We start from the raw sequence: 23,629 nt of genomic DNA on the forward strand, positions 1-23,629 counted from the left end.
ATGCAATAAAAGACCAATAAAGAACTACTAGAGATCAGAAACCCTTGCGGGACCACTCAGTAGTGGGCGAATCATCTACAAAATCAAGACCCAAAAAAGATGCATTGACTACCAATTCAGAAGCTCGGAGCAACCAATAGCAACATCTGCGACAGAACGACAGGTGGTGGGTAGTGCACTATGAAATAGCTGATGGTTAGTCCCTATTCATGCATCTTTCCACATTCGCGAATCTGTTTAATCAAAACTTGATTCAAGCTCTAAAAAGTATTAATACCCTGCTAGCAAACGATTCTTTGTCAGTCACACCAGCCCTTGTGCGCCAAACATTCCCAAACTTGCTCATTGAACGCCTCTATTACGCCGAGGGGCGACAGCATCCATCGCACCCACTCCATGGAAGCCATGCAGGCCTATGCAGGAGCTAAGGCTTCGAGTTACATAAAAAGATCTGGTATCAATCACTACCGCCGAAGGGGATAATTCTGCGGAACGATCTCCTTCGGTTCCGGTGATATCAATGGAAATGTCTCCAGTAGCCAAAAAGCGTGCATATTTCAAGCAATTGCTACGCAAAATTGGCAGTGGAGAGCACACCAGCAAAGGGCTAACGCGAAGCGAAGCCGATGAGGCCATGGAGTTGATGCTCACGGGAGGAGCTTCAGACGTCCAAATCGGCGCCTTTCTCATTGCCCATCGCATTCGCAGGCCCGAGCCTCAAGAGCTCACCGGCATGCTCGATACCTATAAACGTCTCGGGCCCTGTCTTCTCAGTGAACCCGATCAACGCCGGCCGATCTGCTTTGGCATGCCCTTTGACGGCCGATCTCGCACGGCACCGATCTACCCCTTAACAACGTTGCTGTTGGTGGGGTCTGGACAGCCTGTGGTCTTGCAGGGAGGGAAGCGAATGCCAGTGAAATTTGGAATCACTGGCGCAGAGCTGTTCGCTTCGATCGGGCTCAACTTGCAGGGACTGTCGATCAATGATGTTCAAGCAGGCTTCAACCTCCATGGTCTTGCCCTCATCTATCAACCGGAACACTTCCCCCTTGGCGAGGCACTGCTTCCCGCGCGGGATGATCTCGGGAAACGACCTCCACTGGCCAGCGCCGAGCTGCTCTGGACTGCTCACCAAGGGCACCACCTGCTTGTGAGTGGATTTGTGCATCCACCAACGGAAAACCGAGCCTGGCAAGCCCTAGAGCTGGCCGGAGAAAAGGACGTTATCACCGTGAAGGGCTTAGAGGGAGGAACAGACCTGCCGGTTAGTCGGGCCGGGATCACAGCTCGCATTCACAACTCAGGAGAGCCCGAACGACACATCGTTCACCCCCGTGATCATGGCTGCTTTGGAGACGACCCCCGCTGGGAATCAGAGGAGGCCTGGGCGACACACGCCAAAGAGGCCCTTCTAGGCCAAGGGCCCATGGCCCAGTCATTGCGTTGGAACGCAGGCTGCTACCTCTGGTTGAGCGGACTGAGCAAAAGCTTGGAGGACGGTGTAGAGGAGGCCCGCACCATGCAAGCCAATGGAGTTGGCACCGCCGCCTTGGAACAACTGATCGCCTGGCGGGCGTCTGTGGGAGGGTGATTAACCGTCTCGATCGAACGTGCGCCGTCCTCACGTTCCAACGTTATTAAGTGCGTTTCTAACGCTTCTCAATGACCGACTCAGCGAAAGCATTGTTTTTCCATTGCTGCCCTTTCTGTTGGCATCGTTCAATGCCGACGGTCGCACCCTTGGTCTTTTAGCTGGCAGCTACGCCCTTGCTCAGTTCGCAGCGACTCCCTTCATCGGAGCCCTGAGTGATCGCTTCGGCCGCAGGCCTGTGATCGCCATCTGCGTCAGTGGTTCCGTCCTCGGCCTCGGACTGTTTGCGATCACCGTGAGCCAAGACTGGCCCGCTGGAGCTGTGCTGCCCCTCTTTCTCCTGTTTGGAGCCCGTCTGATCGATGGGGTGAGTGGTGGAACAGCCGCCACAGCAGGAGCCGTACTCGCAGACATCACCCCTCCGGAGCAACGCGCACGCGCCTTCGGATTGATCGGAGTGGCCTTCGGACTTGGTTTCATTATGGGCCCCTTTCTTGGTGGCCAATTAGCCCGCATTGCCGTCACGGTGCCGCTCTGGGTGGCAACCGGCTTCGCCGTGCTCAACCTTGTTGTTGTCCTGACGTTGCTCCCTGAAACCCATCCGGTGTCAGAACGCCGCGTCCTTCCCCGCAAACGGGAGCTCAACCCCTTCGCTCAAATCGCGCGGGTGATTGGCAATCCAGCCGTCGGGCGTCTGGCCTTGGGCTTTTTTCTGTTCTTTCTTGCCTTCAATGGCTTCACCGCAATCCTGGTTCTCTATTTCAAGCAACGCTTCAATTGGGGTCCAGAGCTTGCCACTACAGCCTTTTTGATTGTGGGGGTCGTCGCCACCGTGGTCCAGGGTGGCCTGATCGGTCCATTGGTGAAACGGTTTGGGGAGTGGAAACTCACGCTGATCGGCCTCGGTTTGGTCATCGCCGGTTGTTTGCTCATCCCCACAACCGATCCGGAGCAAGCCAGGACCGGAGTGTTCACAGCCGTGGCGATTTTGGCCAGCGGCACGGGTCTCGTGACCCCAAGCCTTCGCAGCCTGGTGTCGCGGCGTCTCAGCGATGAAGGGCAAGGCGCAGCCCTTGGCAGCCTGCAAGCCCTCCAAAGTCTTGGCAGTTTTTTAGGCCCACCTCTCGCTGGACTGGGCTACGACCTCCTGGGTCAAACCAGTCCGTTCTTTGGAGGCGCCGGATTACTTCTGGTCGTCGTGCTCTTGGTGACGCGCAGTCCCCTTGAGGAATCCACAGGGTGACCGACGATTGCTACCTTTCGCTTGCGAGCACAGTGCTCTAGACCATTGATGAGCGGCGTCATGCTTCCCGAAAATCTCTACATCAATCGGGAACTGAGCTGGATTGCCTTCAACAAGCGCGTGTTGTCTCAGGCGCTTGACCAAAGAACGCAGTTGTTGGAACAGGCCAAATTCAGTGCCATTTTCAGCAACAATCTCGATGAGTTTTTCATGGTGCGCGTGGCGTCCTTGAAATCTCAGGTTGAGGCCGGCATCGACAAGCGAAGTGAGGATGGGCTCACGCCACGGGAGCAGCTCCATGAGATTCGTAACCAGCTCTCAGCACTGCTGGAAGCCCAGCAAACGCACTACATCAACCATCTCCGCGTAGGCCTGGAAGGCTTTGGTGTGTTTCTGTTCAACTACCAACAGCTGAACGCCGCCCAACAGCACTGGGTGGACAACTTCTTTCAAACGGCAGTTTTTCCTGTCTTGACGCCCCTGGCGGTAGATCCTGCCCATCCCTTTCCATTCGTTAGCAATCTCAGCCTCAACGTCGCCGCCCTGATCCACGACCCAGAGTCCGGCCAACGCCAACTGGCCCGAGTGAAGGTCCCACAAAAAATCCTTCCTCGCTTTGTCTCGATTCCAGTGGAGCTGAGCGGAGATGAATCCAAGCCAATGCACACAGCCGTACCTCTTGAGCAGGTGATTGCCTTCAATCTCGGCCTGCTCTTTCCAGGAATGAGCATTGAAGGGCATTACTTTTTCCGGGTCACCAGGGATGCAGACCTGGAACTACGCGACCTTGAAGCCGACGATCTGATGATCGCCATCGAACAGGGCTTGCGAAAGCGAAGGATGGGGGGTGAAGTGGTCCGCTTGGAGGTGGCTGCCGACACTCCTCTAGACGTCATTGAGATGTTGATGGACGGCATGTCCGTTGTTGAAGAAGACCTCTACAAGGTGAATGGACCTCTCGGGCTCGATGATCTTTTCGGCTTGATGAGCCTGCCTCTGCCACACCTCAAAGACACCACGCACTCAGGTCAAACTCCCACCGTCCTCAGTCGCACGCAGAGGGGCATGTTGGAAGACGGCTCCATCAAAGAAGAAGAATTCGAGAGCATTTTCTCGGTGATACGCCGCCGCGATGTTCTCCTCCATCACCCTTACGACTTGTTTTCCACGTCGGTCGAGGAATTCATTAACCAAGCGGCAGACGACCCCCTCGTCATGGGAATCAAGATGACCCTCTACCGCACATCCAAAGATTCCCCGATTATCGCGGCGCTTATCCGTGCAGCAGAAAATGGGAAGCAGGTGATGGCACTTGTCGAGCTCAAGGCTCGTTTCGATGAAGACAACAATATTCAGTGGGCCAAACATCTGGAACGCTCTGGAGTGCATGTGGTCTATGGGGTGATTGGCCTCAAGACGCATACCAAGATTGTTCTGGTTGTACGCAAAGAGAAAGAACGCCTACGCAGCTATGTCCACATCGGAACTGGTAACTACAACTCCAAAACCTCACGTCTTTACACCGATCTAGGCCTGCTTTCAGCTCGACCGGAACTTGGCCAAGACCTCGTGGAGTTGTTCAACTATCTAACCGGCTTCTCTAAACAACAAAGCTTCCGCAAATTACTCGTGGCTCCTGTCTCCTTAAGGAAGGGGATGGAACAATTAATCCGCCGTGAAATCGAACATGCTCAGCAAGGACGTGGTGGATCGATCAAAGCCAAAATGAATTCTCTGGTGGATCCAGGAATCATTGCTCTTCTATATGAAGCATCTCAAGCCGGGGTAAAAATCCAATTGATCATCCGAGGGATGTGCAGCCTTTACCCAAGACTCGAAGGTATAAGCGACAACATCAGCGTGATCAGTATTATTGGTCGTTTCTTAGAGCATTCACGCATCTTTTGGTTTAACAATGGCGGCGAACCGGAAGTGTTCATCGGTAGCGCCGACTTAATGCCGCGCAACCTTGATCGACGCGTCGAAGCGGTTGCCCCCATTGAAGAACCCGAACTCAGAGCACAGCTCGAACGCCTGCTTGAACGCTACCTAAGCGATAACAAGGGTGCTTGGGACATGCAAACCGACGGTACGTTTATTCAACGGCATCCCGAGGGAGAAGAGCGCAACTCCCAATCGCAGTTAATTGATGACTGGAAAGGAATGCACTAGTTCATCCAAATCGACAGCAATCTTCAACGACGATTGAAGGCCCAAATAGCAAGAAATCAATTAATTCTGTAGTCATTTTTACCATAAACAGTAGCCATCGACATCGCGAATTGATCCAGATAACGATCTACCGAAAGGCTTCAGAATTACAACCACTTCTAAGCGCTGACGGTGCTAAATTGCGCCCAAATTCGTCAGGAGACCAGGGTGATGGGGATCCCTCTGGAGTCCAATGGAGCTGCCCCCAAAGGCACTTCTGTGGAACCCTTATTGCCGACTGCTAGTCGACGCAATACAGCCAATCATTCACGTGGCACAAGCTCTGGCAGAGCAAGTCGTTCGGGTGGACGCTTGGCCACAGATTCAATTGGTCATTATTTGAGCAGTATCGGGCGTGTACCACTCCTAACGGCTGCTGAAGAAATTGAGCTTGCCCATCATGTGCAAGCCATGAAAGAGCTTCTTGACATTCAAGAAGAAGACCGGACTCCTAAACAACGCCATCGCATCCGGATGGGGAAGAGAGCACGCGACCGGATGATGGCTGCCAACCTCAGGTTGGTGGTGAGTGTCGCCAAGAAATATCAAAACCAAGGCCTCGAACTTCTCGACCTCGTTCAGGAAGGGGCGATCGGGCTCGAACGTGCTGTCGACAAATTTGACCCGGCGATGGGTTACAAATTTTCGACCTACGCCTACTGGTGGATTCGGCAAGGGATGACACGGGCGATCGACAACAGTGCACGCACGATCCGTCTGCCGATTCATATCAGTGAAAAGCTGTCGAAAATGCGCAAGATCACCAGGGAGCTCTCCCATCGTTTCGGGCGTCAACCGAACCGTTTGGAGTTGGCTCATGCCATGGGTATTGAACCGAGAGACCTCGAAGAACTCATCTCCCAAAGCGCCCCCTGCGCTTCTCTTGATGCTCACGCCCGTGGCGAAGAAGATCGCAGCACCCTCGGAGAACTGATCCCAGATCCCAACGGCGATGAGCCGATGGAAGGCATGGATCGCAGCATTCAGAAGGAGCACCTGGGCGGCTGGCTCTCACAGCTCAATGAGCGCGAACAAAAAATCTTGCGTTTACGGTTCGGCCTTGGTGGAGAAGAACCCCTCACCCTTGCCGAAATTGGCCGTCAAATCAATGTGTCACGAGAACGCGTCCGCCAACTCGAATCCAAAGCCATTTTGAAATTACGCACGATGACCAATCATCAACAGGCCGCCTGAGTCGTCCTTGCCTCTGCCATCTCTCTTGCTCATCGCCCTCTGGATGGCCGGTGTCTTAGGCAGCGCTCTGATCTGCCGTCAACGCTGGCCCAATCAACGCGAGCTGAGTCGAAAGATTGTTCACGTCGGCACTGGACCGGTTCTTCCACTCGCCTGGTTTCTCCAAATTCCAATCGCGATTGCAGTGCCTTTCGCTGTGGTGGTCACCGTGATCACCTTGATCAATCACCGTTGGCACTTGCTGCCTGCGGTGGAGGATGTGGGTCGAAGGAGCTACGGGACCGTTGCCTATGGCGTCGCCATCTGTCTGCTTCTAATCCTGTTTTGGGCTGAAAATCCAGCTGCTGCCTGTGCTGGTGTGCTGGTGATGGCGTTCGGTGATGGCCTAGCAGGTCTGATTGGACGCGCCGTGCGTTCCCCAAACTGGACGGTCTTGGCGCAGCGCAAGTCGTTTATCGGCACAAGCACGATGGCCATCACCAGTTCTGTGGTGTTGTTCGCCTTAGTGCTAGTGACCCAAAGTCCACTCAACCCACTTCGACTTTTCGCGGTCTGCTCGTTGGCTGTCGGGCTCGAACAAATGAGCGTCCTGGGCATCGACAACCTGTCAGTGCCCCTTGGCGTAGCCCTGAGTTGGACCTGGATGACAGCCTGATTACAGCCTGATCAAGGCCAACGCCTAAAGCGTCTGCGAGTTAGCTGAATCTTGCCTTGGCCACAGAGGCAGCAAGCTCTCCCAGAAGGTCAGCGGTGGTTTCGATGCTGATGCATGCGTCGGTCACGCTCTGCCCGTAAGTGAGGGTGGATAGATCTGAAGACAACTTTTGGTTGCCTTCTACGAGATGGCTTTCAATCATCACTCCCATGATGTGATCAAGTTTTTGGTCCACCTGAGCAGCCACTGCCTGTAGGACCTCACCTTGACGGCGGTAGTCCTTATTTGAATTGCCATGGCTGCAGTCCACCATCAAGCGATCAGGCAGACCTGCACCAGCCAATTCCGCAGCTGAATCCTGAATCGCTTCCAAGTGGTAATTGGTGCCGCGATTGCCACCCCGTAAAACCAAGTGACCGTCTGGGTTTCCTGTGGTGCTCACGATCGAAGCATGACCCTCACGATTGATGCCGAGGAAATGATGGGGCTTGGAAGCAGCCTGCATGGCATTAATGGCAATCGTGGCACTGCCATCGGTGCTGTTCTTGTAGCCAATGGGCATCGATAAGCCTGAGGCCATTTCACGATGGGTCTGGCTTTCCGTGGTGCGTGCACCAATCGCGGTCCAGCTGATTAAATCGGCGATGTACTGAGGAACCACAGGATCCAACAGCTCTGTCGCGGTGGGCATTCCTTCCCGAGCCAAATCGAGCAACAGGGAGCGGGCCATCCGTAGCCCCGTATTGATGTCATAGGAGCCATCGAGATGGGGATCGTTAATCAACCCCTTCCATCCCACGGTGGTGCGGGGTTTTTCGAAATACACCCGCATCACAATCTCCAACTCAGCGGAATGGCGCTCACGCAAGGGGGCCAAACGACGGGCGTAGTCCCGGGCCGCCTCCACGTCATGGACAGAACAGGGCCCCACAATCACCAACAGTCGGCTGTCCAATCCACGCAGGATGGCTTGGATGCGGCTGCGAGCCGTCGCCACCGTTTCTAAAGCCGTTGGATCAATGGGCAGGTCACGATGCAACAGAGCCGGTGGAATCAGTGGTCGCGTGTCCACCACATGCAGATCGTGGGTGGTGGTCATGCCTTGGCCTGAAATTCAATCCAGATTACGCAAGGCGATCCACCGTTAGAAACAACAGGGTGGAACGCTGACCAACAACAATGGTGTGTATCGCTGTTTGCGCCGCCAAAACCGATGCTGAGCACCTATCGCGAGAACGCCAAGGAACGGGAAAGCCAGGGCATCCCGCCGCTTCCTCTTGATGCCGCTCAGACGCAGGCCCTCACGGAACTTCTTCAAAATCCACCTGCGGGAGAAGAGCAGACCTTGCTGCACCTGCTGAGCGAACGCATTCCCCCCGGCGTGGATGAAGCGGCCTATGTCAAAGCAACCTGGTTAAGTGCTGTCGCTCAAAGCAAAGCATCCAGCCCATTGGTGGCGCCTTTGGAAGCGGTGGAATTGCTCGGCACCATGGTCGGCGGGTACAACGTCGCCGCACTGATCGAACTGCTGAAGCATCCAGACGAGACGCTTGCGAGCTGTGCCGTTCAAGGACTTAGCCGCACCCTCTTGGTCTACGACGCATTCAATGACGTCATGGAGCTAGCGACCAGCAACCGTTACGCCCAACAGGTGGTGGACAGCTGGGCTGCAGCGGAATGGTTTACCCGGCGAGATCAACTCGCCCAAGAGATCACCGTCACCGTGTTCAAGGTGGACGGCGAAACCAACACGGACGACCTCTCACCAGCCACCCACGCGACCACCCGTCCCGACATCCCATTGCACGCCCTGGCGATGTTGGAAACCCGCGATCCAGAGGGACTCCACACCATTGAGACCCTGAAAAAGAAAGGTCATCCCGTGGCCTATGTGGGTGATGTGGTCGGCACCGGAAGCTCTCGAAAAAGCGCCATCAACTCCGTGCTGTGGCACACCGGCAATGACATCCCCCATGTGCCCAACAAGCGCGCCGGCGGAGTGATCATCGGCGGTAAAATAGCTCCTATCTTTTTCAACACTGCGGAAGATTCAGGCGCCTTGCCGATTGAGTGCGATGTCAGCGATCTGAACACCGGTGATGTGATCACGATTCGCCCTTACGCCGGCACGATCGAACGCGATGGCGAGGTGATCAGCCGATTTGAACTCAAACCGAGCACGATCAGCGACGAAGTGCGTGCTGGTGGTCGCATCCCACTGATGATTGGTCGCGCTCTCACCGACAAGGTGCGAAGCCAACTGGGACTAGCTCCTTCTGAAACATTCATCCGGCCTAGCGCCCCTGCCGACACGGGAAAAGGCTTCACCTTGGCGCAAAAAATGGTGGGCAAAGCTTGCGGTCTACCAGGAGTCCGTCCCGGCACGAGCTGTGAACCGCTGATGACCACCGTTGGCAGTCAAGACACCACGGGGCCCATGACCCGGGACGAAATGAAGGAATTGGCCTGCCTGGGCTTTTCCGCTGATTTGGTGATGCAGAGCTTCTGCCACACCGCCGCTTACCCCAAACCAGTGGACCTGCAGACCCAGAAGGAGCTGCCTGATTTCTTTGCCCAACGCGGCGGTGTCGCCCTTCGCCCCGGTGACGGGATCATCCACAGCTGGCTCAATCGCATGCTCTTGCCCGACACCGTGGGCACAGGAGGTGACAGCCACACCCGGTTCCCCCTCGGTATTTCTTTTCCAGGAGGCTCAGGGGTTGTGGCCTTTGCTGCCGCCATCGGCGCCATGCCCCTCGACATGCCCGAATCGGTGCTGGTCCGGTTCAGCGGCTCTCTTCAGTCGGGGGTCACACTCCGCGATGTCGTGAATGCGATTCCCTGGGTCGCGATCCAAAAGGGCCTGCTCACCGTGGAAAAAGCCAACAAGAAGAACGTCTTCAATGGCCGGATCATGGAAATTGAAGGGTTGCCAGATCTCAAGCTGGAGCAAGCCTTCGAACTCACGGACGCCACGGCAGAACGCTCTTGCGCAGGCTGCACCATCAAATTGTCCGAAGCCACCGTGAGTGAATATCTGAGCAGCAATGTGGCGCTGCTCAAAAACATGATTGCGCGCGGCTACAGCGATGCCCGCACCCTGGCGCGACGGATCAAGGTGATGGAGGACTGGCTGGCCAACCCCCAACTCCTTCAAGCGGATGACGACGCTCAATACGCCGAAGTGATTGAGATCAATCTCGATGAGCTCACCGAACCCGTCCTTGCCTGCCCGAACGATCCCGACAACGTGAAGCTGCTCAGCGAAGTGGCTGGCGAAGCCGTTCAAGAGGTGTTCATCGGCTCTTGCATGACCAACATCGGCCACTACCGCGCCGCGGCCAAAGTGCTCGAAGAAGCCGGCGACATCGCTGCAAGGCTTTGGGTTTGCCCGCCCACGCGTATGGACGAGGACATGCTCAAGCAAGAGGGCTACTACGCCACATTTGAAGCAGCCGGCAGCCGCATGGAAATGCCAGGCTGCTCACTCTGCATGGGCAATCAAGCCCGGGTCGGTGACAACACCACAGTGTTCTCCACCAGCACTCGGAACTTCAACAACCGGCTTGGCAAAGGAGCGCAGGTCTTCCTGGGAAGCGCTGAATTAGCCGCTGTCTGCGCCCTGCTCGGGCGCATTCCCACACCCGATGAATACCAAAGGATCGCCGCTGAAAAGATCGATCCACTCTCAGCAGAGCTGTACCGCTACCTCAACTTCGACCAAATCGATAACTTCGTCGAACAGGGCCGAGTGCTGAGCGCTACGGAACAAGCGGAGGTCATGGCCGGCGCCTAAACGGCATCCGCTCAAAGCCATGACAGCAGCTAGCGACCTAAAAGAAAAACAAGATCCATCCGGTTCGAGTCGGAGCATTCGCCGGCTGCTGGAACGCCGCTGGCTAGTGGTTGTGCTCGCCTTGATGTTCACGGGGCTTGGCGCAGCCCTCACCGGAGTGTTGTTCAAGTTGGGCATCAAAGTTTTAGGGGCCTGGCGCCTGGAACTGCTGGCAGACCTACCGGCTTGGGCCGTTCTGCCTGGCTTAGGCGCAACAGGTGGTTTGGTATCCGGATTGCTTGTGTCTCGGCTGGCACCCTCAGCAGGTGGATCCGGAATCACCCACATCATGGGATTCCTGAAACATCGGGCCGTCCCGATGGGTCTCAAGGTGGGCTTGGTCAAGCTGATAGCCGGAATTGTCGCCATCGGCAGTGGTTTCCCCCTCGGGCCGGAAGGTCCCGCTGTTCAGATGGGGGGATCGGTGGCCTGGCAACTTGCCCGTTGGCTAAGAGCACCTGCGGCATTCCGTCGCGTGCTCGTCGCCGCGGGCGGTGGAGCAGGGATTGCGGCTGTGTTTCATGCTCCGATTGGCGGATTTTTCTACGCCATTGAGGAATTACTGCACTCCGTAAGGCCAGTCGTAATGCTGCTGGTGATCGTCACCACCTTTTTGGCAGATGCCTGGGCGGATGTGTTGGGGCTCGCGGGTTTAAGCACGGGTGGTAGCGGGCTGAACACTGGCCTTGGCTTTCAGCTGGAGAAGGAATACGAACCGCTGGTGAGTTTTTTACCCATCGATCTGGGCTACCTGATCGGACTGGGCGTTGTTGTGGGTGTGTTGGCCGAGCTGTATTGCCGCTATGTCCTCGCCATGCAGAAACAAGGTCATCGTTGGTTTGGCGACCGCCTCGTGCTGCGGATGGTGATCAGCGGAGCCCTACTAGGGGGGGTGTATTCGTGTCTCCCCTCCGAATTTCACAACCTTCAAGGCTTACAAGACCTCATCGGTGATGGGAAAGCGGATATTCCAATGGCGCTCGGCACCTTTGTGGTGCTGTTTTTCAGTACGGGATTAGCAGCAGCGTCTGGTGCACCTGGAGGCTTGTTTTTCCCAATGCTCACCCTGGGCGGTGCCATCGGCCTCGCCTGTGGGATTTGGGTGGAAGCACTCACCGGCCACGTCCCCAGCACCTATGTCTTTGCAGGGATGGGCGCCTTCGTGGCCAGTTGTTCGCGCACGCCGATCACGGCCATGTTTTTGGCCTTCGCCTTAACGAAGGACTTGTTAGTCCTGAAACCAATTCTGGTGGCCTGCTTGGCGAGTTTTCTGATCGCACGCCTGTTTGATCACCGCTCGATCTACGAACGACAGATGGGGCTTGAGTTTCTGGAAGAAGATCACCTCCAAGCTGAGAACGAACGGCGAGCGCAGCGGCATCCATAGCGCAGGAGGCTCTGTTGATCCTGCAGGATGCATGGGTGATGCATGGGCGCTGCTGAACCGCGAAACCCTTCTGTTTGAACCTGCTGCACCCGAAGCAGGTGCACTGAAAACAGTGCTGGCCTTTCCCAGCACTTACACCGTGGGCATCACCAGCCTTGGCTACCAACTCGTCTGGGCCAGCTTGGCCATGCGCTCCGACCTCGATGTCAGGAGGCTGTTTACCGATCAGGGAGATCCGCAACACCGTCGCTGTGATCTGTTTGGACTGTCCCTGAGCTGGGAACTCGATGGACCTGTTCTGTTGGATCTCCTCGAGCAACAACGCATTCCCCTTTGGAGCCATGAACGGGGTGATCAGGATCCAATCGTGTTTGGTGGCGGTCCCGTTTTAACCGCCAACCCCGAACCCCTGGCCCCATTTTTTGATGTCGTGCTGCTTGGGGATGGAGAAGAGCTGCTGCCCACCTTCATCGATGCCGTCCAGCAGACGCGAGACGAACCCCGTCACAAGCGGCTTCGTCACCTCGCGCAGATCCCCGGCATCTACGTGCCCGATCTTCATGCTCCGCAGTTCAGTGCCGACGGTGCCCTGCTGGGCATCAAACCCAGAGAGGCCGATCTACCGGAGCGAATCGCGAAGCAAACCTGGAGGGGCAACAGCCTCAGCCATTCCACGGTGATCACCCCTGAGGCCGCCTGGCCCGACATTCACATGGTGGAGGTGGTGCGCAGCTGCCCGGAACTGTGTCGCTTTTGCTTGGCGAGTTATCTCACCTTGCCCTTCCGAACCCCGTCTCTTGATGACGGCCTCATTCCTGCCGTTGAGAAAGGGCTTCAGGCAACCCGTCGTCTTGGCTTGCTCGGTGCCTCCGTCACCCAACATCCCCAGTTCAGCGATTTGCTGCAATGGCTGGATCAAGACCGCTTTGATGATTTACGGGTCAGTGTGAGCTCCGTACGAGCGGCCACCGTGACCCCGCAACTAGCGGGAACCTTGAGTCGCCGCGGTAGCAAGTCGGTCACGATCGCGATCGAAAGCGGAAGTGATCGGATGAGACGCGTCGTGAATAAGAAACTCAGCCGCGAGGAAATCAACGACGCAGCCCGGTACGCCAAAGAAGGGGGACTGAAAAGCCTCAAGCTCTACGGAATGGTGGGACTTCCCACGGAACAGGACGACGACGTCGAGGCCACCGCCGATCTGCTGCTGGATCTGAAAAAACAAACTCCAGGCCTGCGCTTCACCTTGGGCGTGAGCACCTTCGTTCCTAAAGCCCACACACCCTTTCAGTGGCAAGGGGTCAGGCCAGAAGCTGACAAACGCCTCAAACGACTCGCCAAACGCCTCAAACCCAAGGGTGTGGAACTCCGGCCTGAAAGCTACGGCTGGAGCATGATCCAGGCCCTGCTCTCCCGCAGTGATCGTCGCCTAGCACCAGTGATCGCCGCGGTGAGGGGCTCGCAAGAGAGTCTTGGTGGTTGGAAAAAGGCCTATCGAGCCGCACGGTCGGAGGAATTACCTGCCGCTAGCTCTGCCGGAGTGGCGTTGCCCCCGCCCCCCGCCTGGGAGGAGGTGGTTCATCACACCTGGGCCGATCACCAGATTCTTCCCTGGTGTCATCTCGATGGTCCCCTGCCCAGCGACACGCTTCTCAAGCATCAACGTCAAGCGCTGAGTCCAGAGAACGCTTCTGAAAGCGCTCCTGATTCGGTCTGAGCAAGCAGCGCAATCCAGCCAGCAAAATCCAGCCAGCAATATTCACGCGGCTATCAAAAAACGGCAAATCGGTCCCATGCAGCACCATCAAAATCAGCACCGCTGCCCACCAGGCACGATCAAACAATCGTGTGAGCCCACGACGGAGCGCCACGATCAACAAAGCCAAAACCAGCCCTGCCACCAAACCCGCCACCGGTAAGCCATGGGCAATGGCCAGTTCAAGGGGAAGGTTGTGAGCATGGCCATGCCATTTCCCCGTTCTGAGCGGATAAATCACCGAAAAAGCCGCTGCCCCCCATCCCAGCCAGGGCCTCTCAGCGATCAACTGAACCGCCACACCCCACTGACTCAGGCGCGTGGAGGCAAGAACGCGCTCACCAGCGTGCTGGCTATCACTGAGCCTTCCCCAGATCGCCTCTGGCACCAACGAGCGCGCGGGGGCCTGAATCAACAACGGCACCCCAGGAACAACAGAGACAGTCAACAGCCCAAGGCCAGCCACCAGCAGTGGCACCAGCCAAGGCCAGCTGATCGGACCCAACACGATCGGAAGCGCCAGCACCAACGCGCCCCAGCCATTCCTCGACTCGGTGAGCACAAGGGCCGTCACAAAAGCGGCCACCAAACCAAGAACAACACTTCTCCGCAGCTTGCTCAGGCCCGGTTGAATCAGTGCTGCAAGCGCCAACGGCCAAACCAGGGCCAACCAGGCTGCAGCGATATTGGCGTAATCAAACAGTCCAGACAGGCGACCCTCCGGTTCACCACCAGGAGTCATGAACCAGATAATCGAACCACCCAGGACTTGCCAGGGACCTTGCCAGCCCCACCAAAGTTGTCCCAAACCTGTCAACACCACGGGGAAGCTACCGGCCACGAACCAAAGCGCAGAACGACGGCGTGCCTCAGCCGAACTGACGTAGGGCTGAAACCCCCAAAACGCCCAAAAGAAAGGCAACCAGTTCCCCATGCCGACCCAGGCCAGGGACCCGGAATAGGAGCCGAAGCATCCAATCACCATCAACAAGGACGCCAAAAACAAAGGCGCGTTCCAGGGGTCACGCCAAAACGGACGCTCACTCCTCCAACTGCTCATGAGCAGAGAGGGAAACAACAACAAGCTGGCCAGCAGCGCCGAAGAGGGCAGCAAGAACAAGCCAATCTGGAAACATCGCCAACCCCAGCGCGACGCTTGGGGCGGGCGGGATGCATCGATGCGCTGGATCACGCGAACACCGCCGTCCGGCCGCGATACACCATGACCTGCCGGCAGAGATGCAAGCGCAGAGCCCGGGCCAAGGCCAATCGCTCCGTGTCCCGGCCCTTACGAATCAAATCCTCCACCTCATCGCGATGACTCACAGACAGGGTGGCCTGCTCAATGATCGGACCATCATCTAAGTCTTCGGTGACGTAATGCGCCGTGGCACCGATCAACTTCACGCCTCGGTCCCAGGCGCGGTGATACGGCTGAGCACCTTTAAACGCAGGCAAGAACGAGTGATGGATATTGATCACCTGGGAGAAGCGCTCTAAAAAATCGCCACTCAGCACTTGCATGTATTTCGCCAACACAGCGAGTTCAATGCTTTGCTCTTCAAGAAGGTCAAGAACGCGGTTTTCCGCGTCCCGCTTGGTTGCTGGAGTGACCGGTACGTGCACAAATCGCCCACCAAAATCACCACACAGTGGCTCCAAATCGGGATGATTGGAGATCACTAACGCAACCTCCATCGGCAATTCACCGCTGCGAGAGCGCCAAAGCAAATCCAGCAGACAGTGGCTCTGCTTACTCACAAAGATCGCAACACGGGGCAACTCATCGGAGAAATGGAGCTGGGCCTCACCGCCGAGCCGCTCCGCAAGGGCAGAAACCGCAGGCTCAATCGCGTGCCGAGGCAACCCGAATCCATCAAGCTCCCACTCAATCCGACTTAAAAACAACCCTGCACCCGAGTCGGTGTGGTGGTCAGCGTGACGAATATTGCCGCCGTTGGCCGCAACCCAACCAGCCAGCTCACTCACAAGTGCTGACCGATCAGGACAGATCAGTTGAAGGATGACCGTTGAGCCGTTCACGCGCAGCAGATATTCACAAGTTCATTCTCTCTTGGCAGTCATTGCTCTGGGAACGGAATTACGCAGGTAAACTCGCGGACTCCCTTCTCTACCGATCCCCATGCTGAGCGCCCTGCGTCGCCTCGCTGCGTTTTGCCTCTGCGTGTGCCTCTGCTTCGGCCTCGCGGCCTGCAGCGGCAATGGCAATGCCAAGCCCGCAACGATTAGCCCTGAAGACATGGCAGTCATCCGTAGGCAAGCCGAGGGATTCACGCAAGCCCAGGAACGTCTCCCAGATCTGGCAGCCCTTGTTAATCAGCGCGATTGGACCTTTACCCGCAACCTGATTCACGGACCCATGCAAGAGGTCGGTCGCGAGATGCTGTACATCAATCAGCGCCTCCTTCCAAACGACCGGGCTGAAGCCAACAAGTTGGCAACAAAGCTCAAAGAAGCTCTCGCTGATGTGGATGAGGCCGCCCGTCTCCAAGACGGAACACGCTTGCAAAAGTCCTACACATCCGTTGCAACGGGTTTTGCTAATTACGCCCGCGTCATTCCCGCCGAAGCATTGAGCTGATTACCTCGGTTGCCGTGATTGGTGCTGGTGCCGTCGGCGCCGGCACGGCTTGGCATCTGGCCCGTCAAGGACACACCGTCACGTTGATCGACCCGTCCTTAGACGCGCCGATTCAGCGCAGCAACGACCTTGACCAATCCCTCAATGGCACGACCGCTTCGCTTGGCGTGCTGATGGGGAACGTTTTTCGTCGATCAAGCGGACGTGCTTGGCGCCTGCGTCAACGCAGCATGGAGCTTTGGCCTCAATGGGTGGAGAGGCTGAATCATCCGGAGTCGCCCCTGCAGCTCCACTCATCTCTGATCCAACTGGCTTCTGACCCTGTGGAGGCAGAACGCATGGAGGCTTTGGCCAATCAACGCCATAACCTTGGGCTCGAAAGCTTCAGCTCAGTGAGCACGGAGTCCCATCCAGTCCCCTGGCCCAATCCTGGGCATGGAGGATTGCTTTCCAAACATGACGGGCGGATTGATCCCCTTGCCCTGCAACGGGCGCTGAGACGCAGCCTCAAGGCAGAAAAGGTCGGGCTTCTACCGGCTCGCGTGACAAAACTCCATCGAACGAGCATCGGGGGGGAAAACCGCTGGCACCTGGAGCTGGGCACAGACCGCACCATCGACTGCGCCGTTGTTGTGCTCTGCGCAGCCTTGGCCAGTGCGTTGTTGCTCCAACCTCTTGGGCACGACTATCCAATGGAGGCAGTGCTTGGCCAGGTGCTGGATCTTCAAGTCTCGGCCCCCAGCAAGGCATGGGATCACTGGCCAGCAGTGCTGGTTTGCAATGGAGTCAATCTGATTCGCCATGGCAACAACCGTCTTTGGCTTGGAGCAACCCTGGAACAAGGCGAGGAACCTTCCACTGAGGAGCCTGCGATCATGCGGCGATTGGATGGCCTGGCACCCCACTGGCTGCAACAGGCCGAGGTGATCGATCAATGGCATGGCCTCAGGGCCAGACCCTCTGGACAGCCAGCACCATTGCTCGAGGTGTTGGAGCCAGGCTTGATTTTGGCCAGCGGGCATTATCGAAACGGAGTTCTTTTGGCGCCTGCTACGGCAGACTGGGTTGGTCAGCAAATCTCAGTCTTTATTGGTCTTTGACACCTCAGATGTAGAGATGACATGCAAGTAAACCGCTCCTTCGACCTCATGCGTCGCCGTTTCTTGAACCCCTCAAGTACTGCACTGATCAGCGTTGCTGCCGCGTTCAGTCTTGCTGCCTGCTCCTCGAGCGATCAGGAAACTGGCAAACAACAAGGCCGACTATCAGCCGCAGGGGCATCGTTTCCCGCTGCGATTTACCAACGCTGGTTCCAAGATCTGGCACCTCAAGGAATTCAGGTCAATTACCAATCCGTTGGATCAGGTGCAGGAGTCCGTCAATTCACTGCAGGCACCATTGACTTCGGCGCTTCTGACAAGCCAATGCAAGCCGAAGCCATTGCCAAAGTGAGTCGCGGCGTCGTCCAGATCCCGATGACAGCAGGCGCCATCGCGGTGGCCTATCACAATCCAGGCTGTGAATTGAAGCTCACGCGAGAGCAACTTGCTGGAATCTTTTTAGGCAAGATTCGTGATTACAAGGAGTTGGGCTGCCAATCCAAAGCCATCAAAGTGGTGCATCGCTCCGATGGCTCTGGCACCACTTACAACTTCACAAAGCACCTTTCTGCCATCAGTCCGGAATGGAGCAACGCTGTAGGCGCCAGTAAATCTGTTCAATGGCCTACAGGCGTCGGAGCCAAAGGGAACGAGGGTGTCGCCGCTCAACTCACCCAGATTGATGGTGGGATTGGCTACGTCGAGCTGGCCTATGTCAAAGGGGATTTACAAGCGGCTGCCATTCAAAACGGCTCCGGAGAGAAAGTGGTGCCAACCAATGCCACGGCAAATCGTGCCCTGGGTTCCATCGACCTCGGGCCCAATCTCATCGGTAGCAATGCCAATCCAGAGAACGGATATCCCATCGTGACCTTCACCTGGGTACTGGCTTACGCCAACGGCAACGGAGCCAACACGGATGTACTCAAATCAACCTTTGATTACATGTTGTCGGAGGAATCACAGGCGAAAGCACCCGAACTGGGCTACATCTCCCTTCCTCCAGAGGTGATCGTTCAAGCCAAAGCAGCGGCTAACACGATTAAGGAGTAAGCCACCAACAGAAACGACGCTAGATAGGCTTTTGCGACTAGGCGTAGACCTTAAACAATCACTTTAGAATCCGATTCTACATTTAAAAATTCCATATTGCAGTTACAATACGGGAAAGTAAATAACAAAAAATTCCTCTAATGATGGATCAGTCTTTCAGTGATCAGAACTTGAAGGTGGTCTTCAGGAGGCCACCGAAGTTGTTGAACTGAGTGTCGCTGGAATTGTCCTGACGGTCGTCACCGAATTCACGGCTTTGGCCATTGGTCAGATCGCCATAAGGGCGGCTGAGGTAGTAGATCGCAGGAGTCACAGAGATGTTGTCGGTGACTTGGAACTGATACCCACTCCCAGGCGTAGTTCCCGTCGGCAACGAAGTTCGAATTCCCATCGAAGTCGTTGCGGTACTCAACGTCTGTCACGAAGGTGGGCTGACCAACGGCCATACCCAAGGTGTTGCCCTTCATGAAGGCGTCGGCCCACTGAAGACCCACGTACCAGGACTGGGTGGTTGCAGAACGGAAGACGAAGGTGTCGTCGCCATTAGTGATGCTGTTGTAGCCCCAACCAGCACTGATGCTGGGGAACCAACTGGCTTCTTCTGGGGACCACCAAGCACTCAGACCAACGGAAGAATTATTTCCGTTGCTGGTGAACGAATTGGCCAATGGAGTGCCGTTACCGGCATAGAGAGTGCCAGCATTTTTGGAGGTGTAGTTGTAAGCAGCTGCCAAACCCCAATTTTCAGGAGCGTAAGCAATCTGAACGGTTCCGTTGGAACCAGCACAATCGGTAGCAATGCCGCCGGTGCCGTCACCACACTTGTTGTCAAAAAGACCAGCTGAAGCATTCCCAGAATTTGAAAATGCTCCATTGGTGCTCAGATAATTAGCACTGATCATGAAGTCATTAGATTGCCACCAAAGACCACCGCCGGCTCCGAGGGCAGAGTTGTAGGTCGCAGGAGCACCGGCGTAGGTGAAGAAATCCAGGACGGTATCTATTGGATACGCACTTGGCCATACAGCCAGCAGGTCGTCCTGTTGCACATAAGCACCAACAGTTGCAGTGAAGCCCGCACCAATAGGAAATTGATAATAAATACGTTCTACACCAAGGCTGTCTGCACCTGAAGGCTCTTCAAACGCAATCTCCAAGGCATCAAGACCGACATAGCCATCACCACCAAAGGCAGAGTTACCGAAGTTCCCGGCACGGAGCATGGTGCGGAAAAGGTCCTTACCGGTAAAACTCGTGTCGAGAGTTATCTGGAGGTCGTAGTTGAAACTCACAGCACCAGACTGAGCGGCAGCAGCATCAGCACGCTTGGTTCCGTCTGCATTCTTAGCGTTGCCGCCGAAGCTGTTAGCACCGATCACGAAGGTGGCTACACCTTTCAGCTTGGTGGTGGTGGAGAACTGAGTGGCTTCCAGTTCGCCAACGCGGGCCTCAAGTCCGTCAACACGGCCCTTGAGGATGGCGAGTTCCTTTTCAAACTCTTTCATCAGGCGCTTCAGCTCGTCGGTCACTTCGGTGACGCGGTCGAGACAAGCGTTCAACAGAGCAGCCGCTTCAAAGCGGGTCATCGCCCTGTTACCGCGGTAGGCGCCGTTGGGGTAACCAGCCACACAGCCGTAGCGCTCGATCAGGTTGCTCAGTGCCTGATAAGCCCAGTCGGTTGGGTAAACGTCAGAAAACTGAGTGATGCTGGTGACTTGCTAGCGGCTGTTCGATGCAGAGCTGGCGGCGTAGTCAGACACACCGTTGATGTTCAGTTCAGTCGCTGTGAAGTCAGTGGCGTTCAGGTCACCGGTTTTTTGCTCAGATGCATGGGCAATATTTAAGTCAACCACCGACAACAATGCGAGCAATGTGAGACTCAAAGGCTGAAGTTGAGACAGTTTTGACACTCGTTTAACGGGCAATCTGCTAACTCTTTCATCAAATGATCCATCTTCAACTCAATAAGACCAGCCAGCCAGCTGGCCATAAACAAAAAAAGCCCCCTAAAGGGGGCTGAGTGAAGTCAAGCCACAAATAGTAAGGCCTTTAAATTACTTCGTTTCTGTGAATTCAGCGTCAATGACATCATCACCAGCATTACTGGATCCATCGCCAGAGTTACCAGCAGCGGCACCATCATCACCAGAAGCTGCTGCCTCAGCACCCGCCTGTTGGTAAACAGATGCACCAACGGTGTAAAGCTCCTGCTGTAACTCCTCAAGGAGGGTCTTCATAGAATCAAAGTCCTCTTTTTCCGTCGCTTCCTTGAGCTTGGTGGACTTCTCTTCAACCTTGGACTTGGCGTCGGCATCAACCTTGTCGCCAAGTTCAGCCAGTTGCTTTTCGGCTTGATACACAAGAGTTTCAGCCTGATTCTTCAGGTCAATCTTCTCGCGCTTCTCCTTATCAGCACTGGCATTGCTCTCGGCATCCTTCACCATCTTCTCGACTTCATTGTCAGAGAGGGTGGAGGCGCCTGTGATCGAAATCGACTGCTCTTTGCCGCTGCCCTTGTCCTTCGCAGTCACGCTCAAAATGCCATTGGCATCGATGTCGAACGTGACTTCGATCTGAGGCACACCGCGAGGGGCAGAGGGGATGCCATCCAGACGGAAGGTACCAAGACTCTTGTTGTCGGAGGCCATCTCGCGCTCACCTTGGAGCACGTGAATCTCAACGTTGGTTTGACCGTCCACAGCTGTGGAATAAGTCTCAGATTTTTTGGTTGGAACGGTGGTGTTCCTCGTAATCATTTTCGTCATCACCCCCCCGAGCGTCTCGACGCCCAGGGATAGAGGCGTGACATCAAGGAGCAAGATGTCCTTGACTTCACCGGCCAAAACACCGCCTTGAATGGCGGCTCCGATGGCCACCACCTCATCAGGGTTCACGGTCTGATTGGGATCCTTACCGGTGGTGCGCTTCACAAGTTCCAGCACAGCCGGAATCCTGGTGGAACCACCCACCATCACAATCTCGTCAAGCTCACTTGATGAAAGCTTGGCATCTTTCAAAGCCTGCTCAACTGGGATGCGGCAACGATCGATCAGCTTGGAAGCCAGCTCTTCAAACTTGCCACGCGTCAGGGTGAGATCGAGATGCTTGGGTCCTTCAGGGGTCGCCGTAATGAAGGGCAAGTTGATTTCGCTCTGGGTCGCGCTCGACAGCTCAATTTTCGCTTTCTCAGCCGCTTCAGTCAGACGCTGCAGAGCCTGCTTGTCCTGACGAAGATCAATGCCTTCGTTGGATTTGAAGCTGTCGGCGAGATGGTCAACAATCACTTTGTCGAAGTCATCGCCGCCAAGATGGGTGTCACCTGAAGTGGAGAGCACTTCAAACACGCCATCACCGACTTCGAGCACAGACACATCGAAGGTGCCGCCGCCAAGGTCGAAGACAAGAATGCGTTCGTTGCTCTTTTTATCGAGGCCGTAAGCCAATGCCGCAGTTGTGGGCTCATTGATGATGCGCAGCACTTCAAGGCCAGCGATCTTGCCGGCGTCTTTCGTGGCTTGGCGCTGAGAATCGTTGAAATAGGCGGGCACGGTAATCACCGCTTGGGTCACCGTTTCACCGAGGTACTTACCTGCATCTTCAGCCAGCTTGCGCAGCACCTGGGCACTCACCTCTTCAGGGGCGAACTGCTTGTCGAGAACAGGACACTTAACTTTGACGTTCGAACCTGCCTTCTCGACTGAATAACTCACCTCTTTGGATTCATCATTCACTTCATCAACACGACGTCCGATGAAACGTTTGACGGAATAAAACGTGTTGTCGGTGTTCATCACCGCTTGACGCTTGGCGATCTGACCGACCAGCTGATCCTGGTTTTTTGTGTAGGCCACCACCGATGGCGTGGTGCGAAAGCCCTCAGCATTGGCGATCACGGTGGGCTTGCCGCCCTCCATCACCGAGACACAACTGTTGGTGGTACCTAAATCAATGCCGACAACTTTGCCCATTAGTGCCCTCCTATCCCTCGAAAAATGTGACTAGAACACGTGCATCTTCGTCAGAGACATCACCAAGAGGCGAGGTGTGGTTCCCGAACAGCCCGAACGGCAGGCTGGTCTGGTCTGACACACAAAGGAATGATCAGCGGAACCACGGCACTGGTCGCACTGTTGGGACAACCAGTGAGCCATTCACTCTCACCGGTCATGCAAAACGCAGCCCTGAAGGCGATGGGACTCGACTGGAGCTTCATGGCACTGCCCTGCAGCGCTGATGTTCTCGCCAGCGTGCTCAATGGACTAGAGGCAGTGGGGTGCCGTGGGCTCAACGTCACCATCCCCCATAAACAGGCCGTCTCGCTGCTCTGTAAGGAACTCAGCCCGCTAGCGCAACGACTTGGGGCCGTAAACACGCTGACTCCTTTGCCCCGTGGTGGCTGGCACGGGCACAACACCGATGTAGAAGGCTTTCTCGCCCCGCTCCTACAAAATCATCCCGACTGGAGCGGAAGGCGAGCCGTGGTGGTGGGTTGTGGAGGAAGCGCCCGGGCGGTGGTAGCGGGTTTGCAGGACGTCAACCCAAGCGAAATCACAATCGCGGGGCGTCGGGCTGAAACACTCGAACCGTTTTGCAGCTCGCTCCAGCAAGGAAGTCCAACCAACGCTGTCCAGTTACAACCTCTTTTAAACAACGACCCACAACTGCAAACCCGAATTCAACAAGCAGATCTGGTGGTCAACACCACCCCGATTGGCATGAGCAGCCATCAGCCTGATCAAGGTTCCGCTCTGCCGCTTGGCGAAGAGATCTGGAACAACCTCTCTGCTCACACTGTGCTCTACGACCTGATCTACACACCACGACCCACGCCATGGCTGCAGCGCGGGGAAGCATTGGGCTGCCGCACCTATGACGGCCTAGAGATGCTTGTGCAGCAAGGGGCCGCCGCTCTTCGGCGTTGGAGTGGCATTGATGAGATTCCGGTGGACGTGATGCGGGAAGCAGCTCTCAAAAACCTGAGCCATTCCTAAACGCCACC

16 protein-coding genes and 1 pseudogene are annotated in these 23,629 nt (G+C 56.0%); 12 read left to right on the plus strand and 5 right to left on the minus strand.

Annotated elements, in window-relative coordinates:
* Nucleotides 1–520: 520 nt before the first annotated feature.
* The 5 genes from SynROS8604_RS15280 to SynROS8604_RS15300 all read left to right on the plus strand — a co-directional run bounded on the left by SynROS8604_RS15280 (nt 521) and on the right by SynROS8604_RS15300 (nt 6,897).
* Complete coding sequence (locus SynROS8604_RS15280) at nt 521–1,594, plus strand: anthranilate phosphoribosyltransferase family protein (RefSeq protein WP_186544626.1); 1,074 nt, start codon at nt 521–523, stop codon at nt 1,592–1,594.
* Nucleotides 1,595–1,613: 19 nt separating this feature from the next.
* Entirely contained in the window at nt 1,614–2,837 is a 1,224-nt protein-coding gene (locus SynROS8604_RS15285; RefSeq protein ID WP_186544627.1) for an MFS transporter, read from the plus strand.
* A 48-nt stretch (nt 2,838–2,885) separates the two neighbouring features.
* The gene (gene ppk1 / locus SynROS8604_RS15290; RefSeq protein ID WP_186544628.1) at nt 2,886–5,009 is read left to right on the plus strand and encodes a polyphosphate kinase 1; all 2,124 of its coding nucleotides are present in this window, start codon (nt 2,886–2,888) and stop codon (nt 5,007–5,009) included.
* 210 nt (nt 5,010–5,219) lie between these two features.
* A complete protein-coding gene (locus SynROS8604_RS15295; RefSeq protein WP_186544629.1) occupies nt 5,220–6,242 on the plus strand; it encodes an RpoD/SigA family RNA polymerase sigma factor in 1,023 nt (340 codons plus the stop codon).
* 43 nt (nt 6,243–6,285) lie between these two features.
* Nucleotides 6,286–6,897 (plus strand): diacylglycerol/polyprenol kinase family protein, encoded by a 612-nt coding sequence (locus tag SynROS8604_RS15300; protein ID WP_186546074.1) that lies wholly within the window; start codon nt 6,286–6,288, stop codon nt 6,895–6,897.
* 40 nt (nt 6,898–6,937) lie between these two features.
* Here SynROS8604_RS15300 and SynROS8604_RS15305 read toward each other — a convergent pair whose 3' ends face one another.
* The gene (locus SynROS8604_RS15305; protein WP_186544630.1) at nt 6,938–7,996 is read right to left on the minus strand and encodes a 3-deoxy-7-phosphoheptulonate synthase; all 1,059 of its coding nucleotides are present in this window, start codon (nt 7,994–7,996) and stop codon (nt 6,938–6,940) included.
* Nucleotides 7,997–8,110: 114 nt separating this feature from the next.
* Between SynROS8604_RS15305 and acnB the strand changes: the two genes are divergently transcribed.
* Genes acnB through SynROS8604_RS15320 form a run of 3 tightly spaced genes read left to right on the plus strand, consistent with a single transcriptional unit; the run spans nt 8,111 to nt 13,836 of the window.
* On the plus strand, nt 8,111–10,693 hold the full coding sequence (gene acnB, locus SynROS8604_RS15310) for a bifunctional aconitate hydratase 2/2-methylisocitrate dehydratase (RefSeq protein WP_186544631.1): 2,583 nt from the start codon (nt 8,111–8,113) through the stop codon (nt 10,691–10,693).
* Nucleotides 10,694–10,712: 19 nt separating this feature from the next.
* A complete protein-coding gene (locus tag SynROS8604_RS15315) occupies nt 10,713–12,119 on the plus strand; it encodes a ClC family H(+)/Cl(-) exchange transporter (protein WP_186544632.1) in 1,407 nt (468 codons plus the stop codon).
* A 31-nt stretch (nt 12,120–12,150) separates the two neighbouring features.
* On the plus strand, nt 12,151–13,836 hold the full coding sequence (locus SynROS8604_RS15320; RefSeq protein WP_186546076.1) for a radical SAM protein: 1,686 nt from the start codon (nt 12,151–12,153) through the stop codon (nt 13,834–13,836).
* Here SynROS8604_RS15320 and SynROS8604_RS15325 read toward each other — a convergent pair.
* A complete protein-coding gene (locus tag SynROS8604_RS15325; RefSeq protein ID WP_186544633.1) occupies nt 13,772–15,067 on the minus strand; it encodes an O-antigen ligase in 1,296 nt (431 codons plus the stop codon). The genes SynROS8604_RS15320 and SynROS8604_RS15325 overlap by 65 nt on opposite strands.
* A complete protein-coding gene (gene purU, locus SynROS8604_RS15330; protein ID WP_186544634.1) occupies nt 15,064–15,918 on the minus strand; it encodes a formyltetrahydrofolate deformylase in 855 nt (284 codons plus the stop codon). The genes SynROS8604_RS15325 and purU overlap by 4 nt, the downstream gene beginning before the upstream one ends.
* 100 nt (nt 15,919–16,018) lie before the next feature.
* Here purU and psbQ point away from each other — a divergent pair, with 100 nt between their 5' ends.
* From psbQ to pstS, 3 genes are read left to right on the plus strand one after another with little or no spacing between them, the layout of a single operon-like run.
* Complete coding sequence (psbQ, locus tag SynROS8604_RS15335) at nt 16,019–16,477, plus strand: photosystem II protein PsbQ (protein ID WP_006854265.1); 459 nt, start codon at nt 16,019–16,021, stop codon at nt 16,475–16,477.
* Between the two features lie 14 nt (nt 16,478–16,491).
* Nucleotides 16,492–17,577: an FAD-binding oxidoreductase gene (locus SynROS8604_RS15340; RefSeq protein ID WP_186544635.1), complete on the plus strand. Its 1,086-nt coding sequence runs from the start codon at nt 16,492–16,494 to the stop codon at nt 17,575–17,577.
* Nucleotides 17,578–17,625: 48 nt separating this feature from the next.
* A complete protein-coding gene (gene pstS, locus SynROS8604_RS15345; RefSeq protein WP_186544636.1) occupies nt 17,626–18,630 on the plus strand; it encodes a phosphate ABC transporter substrate-binding protein PstS in 1,005 nt (334 codons plus the stop codon).
* A 163-nt stretch (nt 18,631–18,793) separates the two neighbouring features.
* On the opposite strand, the pseudogene SynROS8604_RS15350 reads toward pstS, so the two are convergent.
* Nucleotides 18,794–20,468, minus strand: a pseudogene (locus SynROS8604_RS15350) (iron uptake porin).
* A gap of 216 nt (nt 20,469–20,684) precedes the next feature.
* The gene (gene dnaK, locus SynROS8604_RS15355) at nt 20,685–22,598 is read right to left on the minus strand and encodes a molecular chaperone DnaK (protein WP_186544637.1); all 1,914 of its coding nucleotides are present in this window, start codon (nt 22,596–22,598) and stop codon (nt 20,685–20,687) included.
* A gap of 129 nt (nt 22,599–22,727) precedes the next feature.
* Between dnaK and SynROS8604_RS15360 the strand changes: the two genes are divergently transcribed.
* Nucleotides 22,728–23,621, plus strand: a complete 894-nt coding sequence (locus SynROS8604_RS15360; RefSeq protein WP_186544638.1) for a shikimate dehydrogenase — start codon at nt 22,728–22,730, stop codon at nt 23,619–23,621.
* Nucleotides 23,622–23,629 lie beyond the last annotated feature (8 nt).

The sequence above is a fragment of the Synechococcus sp. ROS8604 genome (assembly GCF_014279655.1).
Taxonomy (GTDB): domain Bacteria; phylum Cyanobacteriota; class Cyanobacteriia; order PCC-6307; family Cyanobiaceae; genus Synechococcus_C.